14 protein-coding genes are annotated in these 16,951 nt (G+C 67.9%); 8 read left to right on the forward strand and 6 right to left on the reverse strand.

The window, feature by feature from the left end; translation table 11 throughout:
• The first annotated feature begins 2 nt into the window (after window positions 1–2).
• On the forward strand, window positions 3–1,193 hold the full coding sequence (locus NFL01S_RS29740; RefSeq protein WP_062979633.1) for a cation:proton antiporter: 1,191 nt from the start codon (window positions 3–5) through the stop codon (window positions 1,191–1,193).
• A 65-nt stretch (window positions 1,194–1,258) separates the two neighbouring features.
• Here NFL01S_RS29740 and NFL01S_RS29745 read toward each other — a convergent pair whose 3' ends face one another.
• Window positions 1,259–1,609, reverse strand: a complete 351-nt coding sequence (locus tag NFL01S_RS29745; RefSeq protein ID WP_062979634.1) for a hypothetical protein — start codon at window positions 1,607–1,609, stop codon at window positions 1,259–1,261.
• 284 nt (window positions 1,610–1,893) lie between these two features.
• Between NFL01S_RS29745 and NFL01S_RS29750 the strand changes: the two genes are divergently transcribed.
• From NFL01S_RS29750 to NFL01S_RS29760, 3 genes are all read left to right on the forward strand, one after another.
• A complete protein-coding gene (locus NFL01S_RS29750; RefSeq protein ID WP_062979635.1) occupies window positions 1,894–3,465 on the forward strand; it encodes an AIM24 family protein in 1,572 nt (523 codons plus the stop codon).
• 114 nt (window positions 3,466–3,579) lie between these two features.
• Window positions 3,580–5,157, forward strand: coding sequence for a phytoene desaturase family protein (locus NFL01S_RS29755; protein WP_062979730.1), 1,578 nt, complete (start codon window positions 3,580–3,582; stop codon window positions 5,155–5,157).
• A gap of 132 nt (window positions 5,158–5,289) precedes the next feature.
• Window positions 5,290–6,738: a three-helix bundle dimerization domain-containing protein gene (locus NFL01S_RS29760; protein WP_245670951.1), complete on the forward strand. Its 1,449-nt coding sequence runs from the start codon at window positions 5,290–5,292 to the stop codon at window positions 6,736–6,738.
• Between the two features lie 38 nt (window positions 6,739–6,776).
• Here NFL01S_RS29760 and NFL01S_RS29765 read toward each other — a convergent pair whose 3' ends face one another.
• Both NFL01S_RS29765 and NFL01S_RS29770 read right to left on the reverse strand, forming a co-directional pair.
• Window positions 6,777–7,697 carry an LLM class F420-dependent oxidoreductase gene (locus tag NFL01S_RS29765; protein WP_062979637.1) on the reverse strand — a complete coding sequence of 307 codons (921 nt, stop codon included), beginning with the start codon at window positions 7,695–7,697 and terminating at the stop codon, window positions 6,777–6,779.
• A 66-nt stretch (window positions 7,698–7,763) separates the two neighbouring features.
• The gene (locus NFL01S_RS29770) at window positions 7,764–7,991 is read right to left on the reverse strand and encodes a hypothetical protein (protein WP_062979638.1); all 228 of its coding nucleotides are present in this window, start codon (window positions 7,989–7,991) and stop codon (window positions 7,764–7,766) included.
• A 325-nt stretch (window positions 7,992–8,316) separates the two neighbouring features.
• Here NFL01S_RS29770 and NFL01S_RS29775 point away from each other — a divergent pair, with 325 nt between their 5' ends.
• Window positions 8,317–10,422 carry an AMP-binding protein gene (locus NFL01S_RS29775; RefSeq protein WP_062979731.1) on the forward strand — a complete coding sequence of 702 codons (2,106 nt, stop codon included), beginning with the start codon at window positions 8,317–8,319 and terminating at the stop codon, window positions 10,420–10,422.
• Between the two features lie 231 nt (window positions 10,423–10,653).
• The gene (locus NFL01S_RS29780; RefSeq protein ID WP_062979639.1) at window positions 10,654–11,973 is read left to right on the forward strand and encodes a metallophosphoesterase; all 1,320 of its coding nucleotides are present in this window, start codon (window positions 10,654–10,656) and stop codon (window positions 11,971–11,973) included.
• A 29-nt stretch (window positions 11,974–12,002) separates the two neighbouring features.
• On the opposite strand, the gene NFL01S_RS29785 is transcribed toward NFL01S_RS29780, so the two are convergent.
• Complete coding sequence (locus NFL01S_RS29785; protein WP_062979640.1) at window positions 12,003–13,244, reverse strand: phthiocerol/phthiodiolone dimycocerosyl transferase family protein; 1,242 nt, start codon at window positions 13,242–13,244, stop codon at window positions 12,003–12,005.
• Window positions 13,245–13,392: 148 nt separating this feature from the next.
• Here NFL01S_RS29785 and NFL01S_RS29790 point away from each other — a divergent pair, with 148 nt between their 5' ends.
• Window positions 13,393–14,169: a siderophore-interacting protein gene (locus NFL01S_RS29790; RefSeq protein ID WP_062979641.1), complete on the forward strand. Its 777-nt coding sequence runs from the start codon at window positions 13,393–13,395 to the stop codon at window positions 14,167–14,169.
• Window positions 14,170–14,181: 12 nt separating this feature from the next.
• On the opposite strand, the gene NFL01S_RS29795 is transcribed toward NFL01S_RS29790, so the two are convergent.
• A complete protein-coding gene (locus tag NFL01S_RS29795) occupies window positions 14,182–14,958 on the reverse strand; it encodes a M50 family metallopeptidase (protein WP_062979642.1) in 777 nt (258 codons plus the stop codon).
• A 238-nt stretch (window positions 14,959–15,196) separates the two neighbouring features.
• On the opposite strand from NFL01S_RS29795, the gene NFL01S_RS29800 reads away from it, so the two are divergent.
• The gene (locus NFL01S_RS29800) at window positions 15,197–15,661 is read left to right on the forward strand and encodes an RsbRD N-terminal domain-containing protein (protein ID WP_062979643.1); all 465 of its coding nucleotides are present in this window, start codon (window positions 15,197–15,199) and stop codon (window positions 15,659–15,661) included.
• Window positions 15,662–15,666: 5 nt separating this feature from the next.
• On the opposite strand, the gene NFL01S_RS29805 is transcribed toward NFL01S_RS29800, so the two are convergent.
• Complete coding sequence (locus tag NFL01S_RS29805) at window positions 15,667–16,884, reverse strand: PucR family transcriptional regulator (protein ID WP_062979644.1); 1,218 nt, start codon at window positions 16,882–16,884, stop codon at window positions 15,667–15,669.
• Window positions 16,885–16,951 lie beyond the last annotated feature (67 nt).

The raw sequence follows: 16,951 nt of genomic DNA on the forward strand, positions 1-16,951 counted from the left end.
CGATGAATGCGACCACGCTGGCAATGATCCAGCTGGGGGCGGTGTTCTTCGGGCTCGGAGTGCTCGGACGCATCGCGGCCCGGATCGGCATGTCCCCGATACCCTTGTATCTGATCGGTGGACTGGTATTCGGGGAAGGAGGTTTTTTCGAACTCCACGAAGTCGGCGAGTTCATCCATCTCGCCAGTGAAATCGGCGTGGTGCTGCTGTTGCTGCTCCTCGGCCTGGAATACAGCGCGGCCGAATTGTTCACCGGTATGCGCCGCTCCTGGATGGCCGGTCTGCTCGACCTGCTGCTGAATGCGACCCCCGGCGTGATCGTGGCGCTGCTGCTGGGTCTGGGACCCGCCGGCGCCCTGGCCATGGCCGGTGTCACCTATATCTCGTCGTCCGGAATCATCGCGAAGGTCCTCAATGATCTGGGCCGGCTCGGTAACCGGGAAACACCGGTGATCCTGTCGATCCTGGTTTTCGAGGATCTGGCGATGGCCGCCTACCTCCCGGTGCTGACGGCTGTCCTGGCGGGGCTGGGTTTTGTGGCGGGTTTGCAATCCCTGGGTATCGCGCTGGCGGCGGTCACGGTTGTCCTCGTGGTGGCGCTGCGCTACGGCAGATACGTTTCGGCGATCGTGTCCAGCGAGGACCGCGAGATATTTCTGCTGAAACTGCTGGGTTCGGCATTGCTGGTGGCCGGGGTGGCCTCCGCACTGCAGGTATCGGCCGCGGTCGGAGCCTTCCTGCTGGGTATCGCGATCTCCGATACCACCGCGCACAATGCGACGAAGATCCTCGAGCCGTTACGTGACCTGTTCGCCGCCATGTTCTTCGTCCTGTTCGGTCTGACCACCGATCCCCGCACCATCCCGCCGGTGCTGGGCTGGGCGGTGCTGCTGGCGGTGGTCACCACGGCGACGAAGGTTGCGACCGGCTGGTGGGCCGCCGCGCATGCCGGATCCTCGCGGCTGGGCCGCGCTCGTGCCGGTGCCGCACTGGTGGCTCGTGGGGAGTTCTCCATCGTCATCGCGGGCCTGGCCGTGGCGGCGGGTGCCGTACCCGCCGAATTCGCGGCCCTGGCGACGACCTATGTTCTGCTGATGGCGGTCGTCGGACCGATTGCGGCCCGTGTGGTGGAACCGGTCCTGCGGTTCGTCACCCGGCAGCCGAAACCGGAGCCGGATACGGCGGACGAATAACACCGGAGATTCGCCGATCGGCCTCCGCGGCGATGGAGGCCGATCGGTGAACCGGAGGCCGCCGGTCAGGCGGCAGCGGCCGAGTACAGGGACCGCAGCACGGTCGCCGGGTCCTCGACATCGACGACGAGCCGGGTGTAATCGGTGCCGCGGAGATCGATACGCACCGCTTTACCCCCGAAGAGCGTGTCCCAGAATTCCTTCCGGCCCTTGCCGCGGAAGGTTCCGGCCGCGATCGCGCCGGGGAAGAAGGTGCCGGGCGCGCGTACCCACGGCGGGCGCAGATCGATTTCCGCGGGGGCGATCGCCACGATATTCGCCAGATCGAAGGTGATCCGGTCGCACAGCGAGAGCACCCGATGCGCGCCGCGGACCTGGACAGTGACGGTGGTGCCGGTGATCTCGATATCCACCATGGGTTCCTCCCGGGGCCGAGTTCCGCTCGTCTCCTACCAGAATGCCGCCGGGATCTGTCGGTTGGCTGTGCTGCTGCTGTGAATGTTCTCAGGTTGGCTGTTTTCCGGGTCACCCCAGGTGGCGGTGACCGCGGCCCGGCGGCTCGGTTCCGCGGTGGCGCGCCGCGGGCGGTATCGGTCAGACTCGTCGGTGTGGAACAGAAATCGAACGAGTGCCCGGCCTCGCGCCGGGGAACTCGGCGTACCGGACGGTTCCGGTACGTGTCGAGTCGAGGTGATAAGAGGTGACCGCACTCGCTCCGGGGGAGAACCGGCCCGCACCGGGCGACCGGTTGACCGTCACAGTGACATGTTCGGCGGCCGTCGACGTCTCGGCGCTGCTGCTCGCCGGTGACGGCAAGGTCCGATCGGATGGGGACTTCGTCTTCTTCAATCAACCCGTGGGCCCCGGTGTCACCTACCGGCACGGACGGGGCGCCGGGGATGTGGTCGATGTGCAGACGCCGGCGCTACCGGCCGATATCGACAAGGTGGTGGTCACCGCGAGCCTGGACGGTAGCGGACCGCCGGCGTTCGGGGCGGTGGGATCGCTGACGGCGACGATCACGGGCCCGCAGGGCACGCTCACCTTCCCGGTCGCCGGGCTGAGCACCGAAACCGCGGTGGTCTGCGTGGAGATCTATCGCCGGTCCGGTGCGTGGAAGGTGCGCGCGGTGGGGCAGGGCTACGACAACGGCCTGGCCGGTATCGCCACCGATTTCGGGGTCAATGTGGACGACGATCCCGTACCGCCGACGCCCGCACCGCCGGAACAGCCACCGGCTTCCCGTACCGATCCGACCATGGTCGCCAACCCTGTAGCGGCGCAACAGTATTCGCCGCCGTCCGCGCCGCATATGCCGTCCGCGCCGGGGTATCCGCCGCCCGCGGCTCCTTATCCGCCGGCGAATCCGGCGCCTCGTCCCTCGGGGCATCAGCCGCCGCCCGGATACCCGCCGCAGCAGCCCTACCCACCGCAGCAGCCGTATCCGCCACAGCGGCCGTATCCGCCTGCTGGCCCCTATCCCGCAGCGTCACAGCACAATCCAGCACACCTTCCTCAGCAAGGAGCTCAGCCGATGCACAGCGAGCTGTTCGACCCCCGTCATGCCGAAGTCTCTGGTATGGGCATCCAGAAACAGGGCGGCAAGATGATCAAGGTCGGAGTGAACGGCGAAACGCTGGTCCGGTCCGGCTCCATGGTCGCCTACCAGGGCGACCTGCATTTTCAGGCGCTCGGCTCCGGCGGTATCGGCCGCGCCATCCAGCAGCGGCTCACCGGTGAAGGAGTGCCGCTGATGAAGGTATCCGGCCGCGGTGATCTCTTCGTCGCCAACGGCGCCGCCGAGGTGCACATCATCGATCTGGACGGCACCGACGGGCTCACCATCAACGGGTCGAATGTGCTGGCCTTCGATCCGACCCTGGGCTACGACATCCGGATGGTGCAGGGTGCGGCCGGCGTCGCCAGCAATGCCGGATTGTTCAACTGTGTGTTCTCCGGTCGCGGCCGGATCGCCATCACCAGCCACGGCACGCCGGTCGTGCTGAATGTCGACCAGCCGACCTACGCCGATCCGCAGGCGGCGATCGCCTGGTCGTCGAGCTTGCAGACCGGCGTCAAACGCAACGATTCCTTCGGGCTGGGCCGGCTCATCGGCCGCAGCACCGGCGAGGGGATCACGCTCTCGTTCTCCGGCCGGGGATTCGTCATCGTGCAACCTTCCGAACTGCCGCCCGGCGGGCTCCTCGGTGGCACCGGCGGTGGGCAGGAGGCGGGCCAGAGCGGTGGGCTGCTGGGCGGTCTGCTGGGCTAGCATTCGGTCTCGTGCCGGCCGCTGCGGCAATCCATATCGACTCGAAGGCGGCGCCGCGCCGTCGCCATGGATTGCGAGCGGCATGCCGGCGGCGGCGTGTGGTATCGACAACCCATGGTGAAGAGCGCTCGATACGACATGGTGATCGTAGGTGGTGGGCACAACGGTCTCGTCGCGGCTGCCTATCTGGGCGGGGCGGGGCATTCGGTGCTCGTGCTGGAACAGGCGGGCGCCGCCGGGGGCGCGGCGGTTTCCGCACAGCTGTTCGCGGGCATCGATATCCGGGTATCGCGCTACTCGTACCTGGTCAGCCTGCTGCCGGACCGGATCGTGGACGATCTGGGCGTGCGATTCCGCACCCGGAAGAGGCGGATATCGTCCTACACCCCGGTCGGGGACACCGGCCTGCTGGTGGACAACGGTTCGGCGGCGGTGACGCGGGAAAGTTTCGCCCGTGTGACCGGATCGGACCGGGAATTCACCGCCTGGGAGCGGTTCTCGGCGATGACCGGCGAGATCGCCCGCGCCGTGTTCCCGACTCTGACCGAACCACTGCCCACCCGGGACGAACTCCGGCAGCGAGTGGGTGCGCGGCAGTGGGCGGCACTGTTCGAACGACCGCTGGGAGAGACGATCGAGGAGTATTTCGCCGACGATCTTGTTCGCGGTGTGGTGTTCACCGATGCGCTGATCGGTACGTTCACCCACGCTCACGATCCGTCGCTGGCCCAGAACCGGTGCTTTCTCTATCACGTGATCGGCGGGGGTACCGGCGACTGGGATGTGCCGGTGGGCGGGATGGGCGCGCTGACCGATGCCCTCCTCGCCTGTGCGCGTTCGGCCGGGGCGGAGGTGGTGACGGGTGCCGAGGTTGTGGGCGTGGAGACCGACGGTGCGAAAGCGCAGGTGCGTTATGTGACCGATGGTGCGGAATCGGTCGTGGACGCCCGGTACGTCCTGATGAACGCGGCGCCCACCGAGGCGGCGCGGTTACTCGGCGAACCGGCGGATACGGAACCGGAAGGCGCCCAGCTGAAGATCAATATGGTGCTGGACCGGCTGCCGCGTCTACGCGATACCGGGACCGACCCACGGGACGCATTTGCGGGGACCTTCCATATTGCGGAGTCCTACGAACAATTGGACCGCGCCTACCGTGAGGCCGCTGCGGGGCGCCTGCCCGCGGCCCCGCCGTCAGAGATCTACTGCCATACCCTCACCGATCCCGGTATCTCCGGCCCGGGCGCGCCGGGCACCCGGCATACGCTCACTCTGTTCGGGTTACAGACCCCCGCGCGCCTTTTCGCCGATAATCCACAGGCGGCGAAAGAGGCCGCCGTCGCCGCCACCCTGGCCCAGTTGAACACGGTCCTGGCCGAACCGGTGCAGGACTGCCTGGCCCGTGACGCCCACGGCGCGCCGTGCCTGGATGCGGCGACACCGCTCGATCTGCAGCGAAGCCTGCGCCTGCCCGGCGGGCATATCTTCCACGGCGATCTGTCGTTCCCCTATCGCAGCGGCCCCGGCGAGACGCCGGCGCAGCGCTGGGGGGTGGATACCGCGCACCGTAATATCCTGCGCTGCGGGGCCGGAACGGTCCGCGGTGGTGGTGTGAGCGGTATCGGCGGGCACAATGCCGCCATGGCGGTCCTCGAGGAAACCGCCGCCCAGCGGCCGGGAAATGCGCGGTGAATTCTGGTCGGAGAATCGGCTGCCGTGCCCGCTCGCGGGAGTGTTCGAATACTTTGTGGCGGTAGGGTTGTCGGCTGTGGATCGGCCCGGCGGGTCGTTTCGATTTCGCTGACCGGCGCCGAGGAGATGGACGTGGCACTCGATACCGCACCCAAGGGTGAGGCCCCCGGCGACAAGGCCGCGCGCGAGCTGAAGGCGATTCGCGAGCTGGAGAACCGGCTGGCTGCCGCCTATTCACCGGACCGCTCGGCCGCGGAGGTGGGTGTCGCGGTGCGGACGACCCACGATCGGTTCTCCGACAGCGCCGTTCGCGATTTCGTGCCCATTCTGGTGGAACGCGCGGTACGCCGCGAGCTGGAGCCGGCGCAAGAACCGGAGGGCGATACGGCGATCGCGCCGGACACCGCCACGGCACCGACCGAGAAAGTGACGACAGGTGACGGCGCGCCTGCTTCCGCCGATCACAGTCGCGCACCGGCCACCGGCCGTCGTGGTCTGTTCGTGCTGGCCGGGGCCGGTGTGGTGGCGGCGGGCGCCGCCGCCTGGGCGGTGACGCGACCGGGGTCCGAGGCGACGCATGCGGCCGCGCCGGCCGCGGGGGCACCGCCGGCGACCGTCACCGGGACCGTCGGATCGGAGAAGATGGCGTTCTTCGGCGATCCCCGGGTCGCCGAGGTCTTTGCCGCCCACGGGTTCGACATCCGGGTGAAGGCGGCGGGATCGCGGGAGATCGCCACCTCGCTCGATCTCGCCGGACAGGCCTTCGCTTTTCCGTCCAGCCTGCCGGCGGCCGAGAAACTGAAACGCGAGGTGGGTGTACGGACCCAGTTCACGCCGTTCTATTCGCCGATGGCGATCGCTACATTCGCGCCCATCGTGGAACTACTCGACGCAGCCGGGGCGGTGAAATACGACGGACCCGTCCCCGCGCTCGACTTCGCCGCCTATATCGATATGGTGCAGCGCGGTGTGCAGTGGGACGAACTGGCCGGAAACCGCACCTACCCGGTGGCGAAGAATATCCTGGTCAGCACGACCGATATCCGGACGTCGAATTCGGCAGCCATGTACCTGGCGGTGGCCGGCTATGTGGTCAACGATCACGCCGTGGTGCGCGGTGCGGCTGCCGAGCAGCATGTTCTGCCTACCTTGCAGCGGCTGTTCCTGGCCCAGGGGTACACCGAGGGCTCGAGTACGGGACCGTTCGAGGAGTACCTCACCGCGGGGATGGGGGCGACCCCGATGACGTGGATCTATGAGGCGCAATACGTCGCCGCGTCCGTCGCGGGCCGCCTGCGCGACGATATGGTCCTGTTGTATCCCTCGCCGACGGTGCTGTCACGGCACACCCTCGTTCCGCTCACTCCGGAAGGGGAGGAGATCGGGGCGCTGCTGCACAACGACCCCGACCTGCAGGCGCTGGCCGCCGAACACGGATTCCGCACGGGGGACGCGGCCCGGTTCGACGAGGTGGTGACCGAGCACAATGTGCAGGTCAGCCCGGATCTCGTCGATGTGGTCGATGTTCCGGCCTACGAAACTCTCGAACATCTGCTCGGTGGGGTCGCGGGCGCCTACTGACCGGGCCGGCGGGGACCGGACGGCCCCCGCCGGTGACCTCACAACTGCGCGGCGACCTCGTTGGCGATGAGCGTCAGGTGTTCGAGATCGGTGAGGTCCAGGATCTGCAGATAGATCCGCTCGGTGCCGATCTCGCGGTAACGGCCGATCTTGTCGACGACCTCGGCGGGCGACCCGGTCAGCCCGTTGGTGCGCAATTCGTCGACCTCACGTCCGATCGCGGCGGCCCGGCGCGCGATCTCGGCCTCGTTCGTACCGACACAGGCAACGAGCGCGTTGGAGTACACCATGCTGTCCGCGGCCCGGCCCTGCGCCGTGACCGCCGCGCGGACCCGCTCGAACTGGGCGGCGCTGTCTTCGGCGGAAAGGAACGGAATATTGAACTCGCTCGCGTACCGCGCCGCCAGCCGGGGTGTCCGCTTCGGGCCCTGCCCGCCGACGATTACCGGGACGGGTTGCTGAACCGGTTTGGGCAGCGCCGGTGAACGACGGAGTTCGTAGTATTTCCCGGTGAAGTCGAAGGTTTCGCCGAGCGCGGTCTCCCAGAGGCCGGTGATCACCGCCAGCTGTTCTTCGAACCGGTCGAATTTGTTGTCCGGGAACGGAATACCGTATGCCTCGTGTTCCTCGGCGAACCAGCCGGTGCCCAGGCCCAGCTCCACGCGACCCCCCGACATCTGGTCCACCTGCGCGACCTGGATGGCGAGCGGGCCGGGCAGCCGGAATGTGGCGGCGGTGACCAGGGTGCCGAGCCGGATCCGGTTGGTCTCCCGGGCCAGGCCGGCCAGGGTGATCCACGCATCGGTCGGGCCCGGCAGGCCGTCCACCGATCCCATGTGCAGATAGTGATCGGAGCGGAAGAAACCTCCGAAGCCGAGGTCCTCGGCGGTCCTGGCCACCCGCAGAAGTGTCGTGTAGTCCGCGCCCTGCTGCGGTTCGGTGAAGATACGCAGTTCCATGGGCCTATCGTGCCGCACGGCCGGGTGGCGGCCCCGGCCGCCCTGCGGCTGTGGTTGCCGCCGCTGTCAGACCAGGCGCGCCGCCGGGCCGGTCATCGTGGTGGGCAGGACCTGGTCGGACCAGCCGCACGGCAGACCGCAGTGGGCGATGACCACGGTTTCGATTTCGCCGGTGTCGTAGATGCGGCGATAGGATTCCGCGCGCGCCGGATAGCCGCACGATTTGCATTTGCCGAAGTAGTTGAGGATCTCGTCGGTGTGGTTGCGGACCACCCTGCGCCGGGTCTCGGGCATGGTTTCCTCCGGGGTCTCCGTTGACTGTTACGGCGCCGAATGTAATTCGCGCACAGTGGGTGTGTGGCCGGAGTGAGCCGGGGCTGGGAGCACTCACACCGTTGCCGGAGTAAGCTTTGGGCAACCTCCAACCGCGAGGTCGGCGGGCTTTCGGGACCCGGGGTGAACATCCGGCAATTCGCTTCGTGACCTGTCACAGAGCCTTTCCGGAGTGGGTGCTACTCGCTGGTAATAACGGTGGCGCCCGGCTATTGTGAGCGACGTTACAGATGGGTTTCCCCGCCGACCCAGTTGTCCGTTGCGGGCCGACGAGAAGTTGTACGAGTTGGTTACCGACGTCATCGATGTGGTCGCGGATCTGCCCGCGGCACGCGCCGCGGTGTGGGATCTGCTGCTGGACCCGCAGACCTATCCGCGCGTGTTCACCGGGATCGGCGCTTGCTCCAGGCTCGACCTTCCGGGAGCGCAACCGGTCTTCGAATTCCGCATCGGTACACCCGATGCGGGTATCCGCGTGCTGCGGGTACGGGTGGTCACCGGCCGGTGGTACGAAAGTTGTGAACTGCACGCGCCGGAGATCGGCAGCTTCGCCGCACTGCGGTTGACAGGGGAGGGCGACCGCAGCCGGATCGCGGTCACCTTCTTCACCCCCGGCCGGGTGCACCGGCAGGTGACGGGGCTGTCGAATTCCGCCGTCCAGGAGTGGGCGGTCAAGGGTTTACGCCGGATCGCCGATATCGTGCGCGGCGCCCGCACGTCGATCGTGGCGAACGGGGACGCGTCGCCGGTACGGCGCAGCTTCGGGGTGATGCGGCAGGTCACCGTCAGCGGTGTGGTGCGTACCAATGCCCAGGTCGCGGTGAAACAACTGCTGTCACTGAACAAATGGGGCTTCAACCTGGCCGGTGGTTACGCCGCCGGTGCCGCCTACTCGCCACACCGGCTCGCCGTGATCGACGACCGGGGCGCCCGGACCTTTGCCGAGATGGACGAACGCACCACCGCGCTCGCCGGGGCCATGGCGGCAGCCGGTCTCGGTGCCGGCGATGCGGTGGGCCTGTTGTCGCGCAATCATGCCGGCATGGTCGAAACCATGGTTGCGGCCGGAAAACTCGGCGTGGACGTGGCCCTGCTCAACGCCGGCCTCGCCGCGCGCACCATCGAACAGATCGTTCAGCGGCACCGGCTCTCGGCCTTGTTCGTCGATGGTGACCTGGAGGAACTGGTGCAGTATCTGCACGAGGACCTGCCCCGGTTCACCACCGATCTGCTGCCACCGTTCCCGGACCGCTACACCGTCGACGATCTGATCGAACTGGGCGAGCGGGACTTTCGCATACCGGCTCATCCCGGGCGGCTGATCGTTCTCACCTCCGGAACGAGCGGCGTTCCGAAGGGGGCGCGACGCCCGCACCCCAAAGGGTTCGCCACCATCGCCGCGCTGCTGTCCCGGATTCCGCTCGAAATGGAATCGGCAATGCTCATTCCGGCCCCGCTCTTTCATACCTGGGGCCTGGCCGGTCTGCAGCTCAGCACCGCCCTGCGATCCACGGTGATCCTGCCGGAACGTTTCGATGCCGAGGACTGCCTGCGCCTGGTCGCCGAACACGGGATCACCACCATGATCGTGGTGCCGACCATGGTCAACCGTATTCTCGACCTCCCGCCCGCGGTGCGCGCCCGGTACGACACCTCGAGCCTGCGGCATGTGATCAGTTGCGGGGCACCGCTGGCCGGAGCCACAGTCCTGCGCTTCATGGACGCCTACGGCGATATCCTCTACAACGTCTACGGATCGACCGAAGTGTCCTGGGCGACCATCGCGACCCCGGCGGATCTGCGTTTCGCACCCACCACCGCCGGCCGGCCGCCACTCGGTACCCGGGTCGCGGTACTGGGCCCGGACCACCAGCCGGTGCCGATCGGCGCCACCGGGCATATCTTCGTGGGTAACCACATGCTGTTCGACGGTTATGTCAACGCGGCGCCGCCGGACGAGGCACACGGCATGCTCGATACCGGCGATATCGGATATTTCGATGTCAACGGGCGGTTGTTCATCGCCGGCCGCGACGACGAGATGATCATCTCCGGCGGAGAGAACGTTTTCCCGCGTCCGGTGGAAGAGGCCCTCGCGCATCTGCCACAGGTGAGCGAGGTCGCGGTAGTGGGTGTCCCGGATCCGGAATTCGGTCAGCGACTGGCCGCTTTCGTGGTGAAACACGAAGGGTCCGGGTTGGATCCGGATATGGTGCGCACCTATATCCGGCACCGCCTCAGCCGGTTTTCGGTGCCCCGGGATGTCACCTTCCTGCCGGCTCTGCCGCGCGGGGAGACCGGGAAGATCTTGAAATGGCTACTGGCGGGCGGGCACAACGGCGAGCTTCCGCCGCCGGGGATGGGCGGGCTGGGAATCAGCGGCTCGGCGTGACCGGGCCGCGGCGGAGATGATCTCCGCGCCGCGGCGCGGAGGAATGCCGAAAAGATGCCGGTCCCGAAAATATTTGCGCTGACATGGGGTAATCAGTGGTTGCCGCGGCGCAGGGCCGGTACGCGCCGACGCCACGGGGGCGGATAAGAGGAACGGGGGCCACGGGCCGTCGATCCGGCACGGGTAGATTCAGCATCCGCAGAGGCAATCGGTCAGGGAGAGGCATCCTCCGTGGTAGTAGTTTCCGTGCTCGCAGGGCTGGCCGCGGTGGTGGTACTCGCCGGGGCGCACTGGTACCTGTGGCGACGGTTGGTCCGCGACACCACGCGAGCAGGTTCGATGTGGCGGCCGATCGGCGCCGGGGTGCTCGGCCTCGGCGTGGTGTCGATGGGTACTGCGTTCGGTGCGGTGTTCGCGGGCGCCACCTGGGATTTCTGGCGGCTCGCTACGTGGCCGGGTTTCCTCTGGGCTGCGTTGTTCATCTACCTGCTGATCGGTGTGCTGGCGGGAGAGATCATCCGTCCGCTGCTGTTGCGTGGACTGGAGACCCGCGACGCCGGAACCGCCGCGCCTCGGCCGGCGGCCGCCCCCGCACGTCCGGCGCAGGCACCGGAACCCGTGGGTGCTGCGCTCGGAGACGGCGGGGAGCCGCCCCGGCCGGCGCCGATGGCCGCGCCGCCGCCGGACGTTCCCCCACTTCCGCCGGCGCCGGCGCGTCCGCCGCTGTCGCGGCGGATGCTCATCTCCCGGCTGGCGGCCGGCGCGACGGTTCTCACGGCCGGTGCGGTGGTGGGCACCGGCACCTACGGCGTGCTCGACGGGCCGATGGTACGACGGGTCACCGTACCGCTGGCCAAACTTCCCGCCCAGGCACACGGCCTGCGGATCGCACTGGTCAGCGATCTGCACCTGGGCCCCGCGCTCGGCCGGGGCTTCTGCGAACGGGTCGTCCGTACGGTGAACGACACCCGCCCCGACCTCATCGCTTTGGTGGGCGACCTAGCCGACGGCAGCGTCGCGGATCTGCGCGCGGAAACCGAACCGCTGGCCGGGCTCAGCGCCCGTTTCGGCACCTACTTCGTCCCGGGCAACCACGAGTACTACTCCGATGCCGACGCCTGGCTGGACCGAGTCGGGGAACTCGGTATGCGGGTCCTGCTCAACGAGCGGGTGAGCCTGCCCGAGTTCGATCTCGCCGGGGTCGACGATCCCGCGGGCAGCATCATCGGCCGCGGCCCCGATTTCGCGGCGGCACTGGACGGCCGGGACAGCGAGCGCGCCTGCGTGTTGCTCGCCCACCAGCCGGTCGTGGTGCACGATTCGGTGCGTTACGGTGTGGATCTGCAATTGTCCGGCCATACCCACGGCGGGCAATTGTGGCCGGGTAACCTGATCGCACGATTGGCCAACCCCACCGTGGCAGGGTTGGAACTGTACGGTGCGACGGCGCTGTACGTCACCCGCGGCGCAGGGGCCTGGGGGCCGCCGGTCCGGGTCGCGGCCCCGTCGGATATCACCGTGCTGGAGCTGGCTTCGCTCCAAGGTGTCTGATCGCGCCACCGCGACAGCGGAGTCCCGGCTCAGAGCCGGGTGAGCAATGTGCGCAGGTGTTCGATGCGTGAACGCTGGACTGCGGTGAATTCCGGCGGGTGGTGGATCTCGATACTGAGCCGGCTGTCGTAGGTGGTGACGATACTGGTTCCGCCGCCGGGTTGCGGGGGGCGGCGGCCGGTGGGATCGGGCTTGGCAATCATGGTGGTACGGAAATCGTCGATCCGGACCGCGGGCCCGGACAGTCCGGGTAATCGGCCCCAATTCGTGGTCATCACCGTGTCGGACGGATTCGCCGGCGGCGCCGCCAGGGTGTCGGGCAGTTGCAACGGAGTCTGCTGGACGTAGCCGGTGGCGAGACCCTCGCGTAATGCGCCGAAGACCCCGTGCGCGAGCGAGGTGAGCGTCTGCACCGCGCCGGGCGCGGGGCGGTAACCCGCGAAACCGAGCACGTTGGTGCCCTCGGCCGGCCCGATCGCAGGCCGGACCCGGCGCCGCAGATCCACCGAATACGAACACTGCAGGCCGGTCACCGGAAGCCGGCGGGCCTCGGCTTCGGTGAGTAGCAGGGCTGCGGCCACCAGGCTGTGCACGGTCACCCCGGTGCGGTGCCCGTAGGACACCAGCGCGCCGGTGTGCTCCCGGCTCAGCCGGCACCGGGTGGTGACCAGCGGCGGGTAATCATGGTCGTTCACGGCGAGCGCGTCGGGCGGGGGGAGCGGGGGGGCGCTGCGGGGTGGCCCCGCCCGGCCGGGGACGGGGCGCCGGGTGATCCCGCGGGCAGCGAGCAGATCTTCGACCGGCTGCGGCTGCCGGGCGGGCGGGAGTTCCGGGACCCGGCCGGTGACGGCGGTCGAGTAGCACTGCCACAGTCGTTCGTAGAGGTGCAGCGCATGTGTCGCGTCGGCGATACTGTGGTGGACGAGCAGGGTGACGCTCGCGCCGGTTGCCGAGCGCACGACGTGCACCGAGCCGAGGGCGCGCCGCTGGTCGGGCCCGGCCCCGGTGAGCAGTAGTTCGGGATCGCCGTCCGCCACGGTGAGCACGATCTCGGGCGGACCGGAGGTGACCAGCGTATGCCCGGACGGTTCACCGGGGACGAGCTGGGCGCCGAGCATGGGGTGGGCGGTGACCAGCGCCTCGTACGCGGCGGCCAGGGCGGAGGTGTCCACTCGGCCGGATACGCGCGCGCAGTATCCGACGAAAACCTCGCTGAACGCGAAGATCTGCTCGCTGGGAGCCAGCGGTCGGATGACGGTAGCCGCGGTCATGGTGGTGCCTCTGTCCGGATGTTGCTGAGAGATTAGCCCAAAAAGGCTTCATTGCCTCATATTTCGGTCCGGACGAGACGGATGCTACACAGTGGTTCCGGCGGTGCTGGTACGTTGCTTAGGTATACCTAATTAGTGAGGAGGCCGGATGGCCAGGAAACGCACGACCATGACCGTGGCCCGGACCGAGCAGCTCAGCCCGCATCTCGTCCGCGTACATCTGGGCGATCCCGGATTCGACGATTTCACCGCGAACGAATTCACCGACGCCTATGTGAAGCTGCTGTTCGATCGGCCCGACGGCGAGGTGATGCGCACCTACACCGTCCGCTCGGTGGACACCGCGGCCCGCGAGATCGCCATCGATTTCGTGGTACACGGTGACGAGGGGATCGCCGGACCGTGGGCGGCGGCTGTCCGGCCCGGTGAGCAGATCACCTTCTTCGGTCCGTCCGGAGCCTACGCGCCGCGTGCGGACGCCGACTGGCATCTGCTGGCCGGTGACGAGGCCGCGCTGCCCGCGATCTCCGCCGCGGTGGAAGCCTTGCCCGAGGGCGCCCCAGCGAAGGTTTTCGTCGAGGTCGCCGATGCGTCCGACGAGATCGCGCTACCGTCCAAGGCGCTGGTCGATATCACCTGGGTGCATCGTGGCGGCGCGGCACACGAGGTCGGCGACGACCGCGCCGGGGACAACGCGCCGTTGATCGCCGCGGTACGCAGCGCACCGTGGCTGCCGGGGCAGCCGCAGGTGTTCATCCACGGCGAGGCGCAGGCGGTGATGCACAACCTGCGTCGCTATGTTCGCCGGGAGCGGGGTGTCTCCGCCGAGTTCGCGTCGATCTCCGGGTATTGGCGGCGCGGCCGCACCGAGGAGGGGTTCCGGGTGTGGAAGAAGGAACTCGCCGAGGCCGAGAGCACCGGATAGCGCGGACCACGGTCAGCCGGCCCGGCAGTCCGCGCCGCCCGGGAGCGGCAGGCAGATCCCGGCCGTGGCCGACAGGAGGAGTCCGGCGCCGGCCACCAGCGCGCCGAGGGCGACGGCCAGGAACACTCCGACCCACAGCAGGCCGGGCAGCCGGGTGAGCCGTGCCAGCTGGTCGGCATCGGTGGTGCCGTCGCGCATCCGGGACCGGGTGCGCTGCAACTCCAGTACCGGACGGCTGCCGGCGAGTAGCAGTAGCCAGGTCGCCAGGTAGGCGAAACCCGCTTGCAGCGCATCGGAACCGAACCAGGACACGCCGAAAACCAAGGCCCCCGTGGTCACTACGGATACCACGCCGTACACGTTCCGGATCATCACCAGTATGATGGCCAGGGCGGCGATGGCGATCCACAGCATCAGCGTGATCCGCCCGGCGCCGAGCAGGGCGGCGAAACCCAGCCCGACCAGCGGTGGCGCCGGATAACCGGCGAGCGCGGTCAAAATCATGCCGAATCCATAGGGTTTTCCGCTGGAAACGGTGAGCCCGGAGGTATCGGAATGCAGGGTGATCGCGTTGAGCCGCCGGCCGCTCAGTAGTGCGACCAATGCGTGCCCGCCCTCGTGCGCAATGGTGACGACATTGCGGGTCACCCGCCATAGCGGTCCGTAACCGACGAGAATCAGGGCTACCACCGCGGTCGCCAGTACCAACCAGGACGGCGGGGCCACCTGGGTCGTCGTGAGCCGTTCCGCGATGGAACTGCTGCGGTCTATCAGATCACCGGTATCCACTGCCGCACCATAACCGGGGAGGGCGCCGCGGCGCGCGGCGCCGGGAGGGCGGCCTCCGGCACCGGACCGGGGTGGGCGATACCACGATGCCCGGATATCTGTTGATGGGACGTTTCACTATCTTTGGCCGGCTGAATTCCGAGGTGGACCGAAGTCTGGGCGTTGGGTCGTTCACAGAACCATGAATAACTATACGTTTGTCCATATCGGTAGTCGGTCGCTGGCGGAGGGAGCACGGATGTGCACGAGTGGACAGTACGACCCCGAACCGGAGGACTCCGCCGAAATCTTCGAAGTGCCGGAACTCACCGAACTGCTGCGGATCTGGTCCGTGCGCAGCACGGGCGCGCCGCGGCAGTCGCGGCCGGTGGCGGATTTCGGGACGGCCTTCCGGGTGGGATTGGGGCTGGCGCTGGCGCTGCTCGACGATTCCGATCCCTCGGGACGGCAGGTGCTGGCCCGCCTCGAGGTAGCGGCCGCGCGCTGGGCCCGCGAGGAGGTTCCGCTCGAAGTGATCCAGCATGCCCTGCACGAGGGTGTGAAAAGTGGGCTGGGATTACGTGATTCGCCATTGTTGCGACGTTCGGGCGCGGCGCCCGGCGGGGTGGACGGATCGTTTGTGGTGGATGTGCTCGATACGCTGACTGCGGCGGTGTCTCGTGCCTATGTGGCGCAGGTCCGTAACGGCCAGGCCTCGGCCTGATGTGCTCACCTCGCCCGATAGCTGCGCGCGACGAGCGCGGAACGCAGGTACCACAGGCCCGACGGCTGCGTCGGGTCGAAACCGGTCAGCTGCGCCACCCGTTTGAGCCGGTAATCGATCGTGTTGGTGTGAATATGCATGAGCCGGGCCGTGCGCTGACGGTTGAGATTGTTGGAGATATGGCGCTGCAGCGTTTCCAGCAACTCCGGGTGGTCATCGAGCGGCTCGAGCAGCGAACCGAGATATTCCCGGCCCGGTCCCGGGCGGGTGAGCTGGTATTCCAGTGCCATATCGTCGAACCGGTACAGCCCAGGGACGCATTCGAGCCGCTGCACCATATCCAGCAGCTCATGGGCCTGATCGGCGGCCGCGGGGATATCCGCGGTGGGCGTTTCCACCATGGCGGCACTGATCGGCACCTGCGCCGCGCGCGCCAGTTGCGGTATCAATTCGTCGAGCTCGTCGGCGCCGAGAGTTTCGGCCGGTAGTAGTACGGTGCCACCGTCCACGCTCAGCAGCGACAACGCCGCGTCGGTGCAGCGGGTCGCCAGTTCCGCCTGCACCCGGCGCAGTTTGCGGCGGGCCACCACTTTCCCGTCGAGCGCGGGAACGGATTCGTCGGGATGGGCCGGGATGGCCACGGCCAGCACGATATACGCGGGGGCGATCTCGATACCACATTCGCGAGCCATGGTCGAGGTACTGTGCCCGCCCAGCAGCGCCGAGGTGAGCGTATGCACCGCCGTATGGTGTTCGTTGACCACCGAGCGCAGTTCCCGGACGTAGGCCATCGAGATACAGACCGTCATCTTGTCGAGCATTTCGACGACGAGTTTGGCGCCGTCGACCAGAGCGGAATAGTCGGTCACCGTCGCGTGCGACACCACCAGGTCCAGCCCGAGCCGGAACCCCTCGTGGACGGCGTGGTGGATGGTGTCGATCGGCACCCCTTCCCGCGCCCAGCCGGCGGCGGCGTTCTCCAGTCTCCGGGTCTTCTCCGGGATGTCCTTGCCGTCGAGCATGCTGACGGCCAGTTCCAGGCAGGTGCGGGTGATGATGGTGACATCGCCGTTGATCGCATCACCGGGCAGAGTCCCGCACGGCACCACGTTCTCCACGAAATGACCCACCATCCGGCGGGACAGTTTGCGGACATCCTGCAGCGGGGCAGACATGGGCTGTCCCGATAGCGTCAGCTTGGTTCTGGTCGTGTCGACGGTCATGCTGACTCCTTCTACCCCCCGGACGGTGAGACTGCGGCTACACAGTAACGACCGGATGTCGTACCGG

It is taken from the genome of Nocardia flavorosea NBRC 108225, from assembly GCF_001613385.1.
GTDB lineage: Bacteria > Actinomycetota > Actinomycetes > Mycobacteriales > Mycobacteriaceae > Nocardia > Nocardia flavorosea.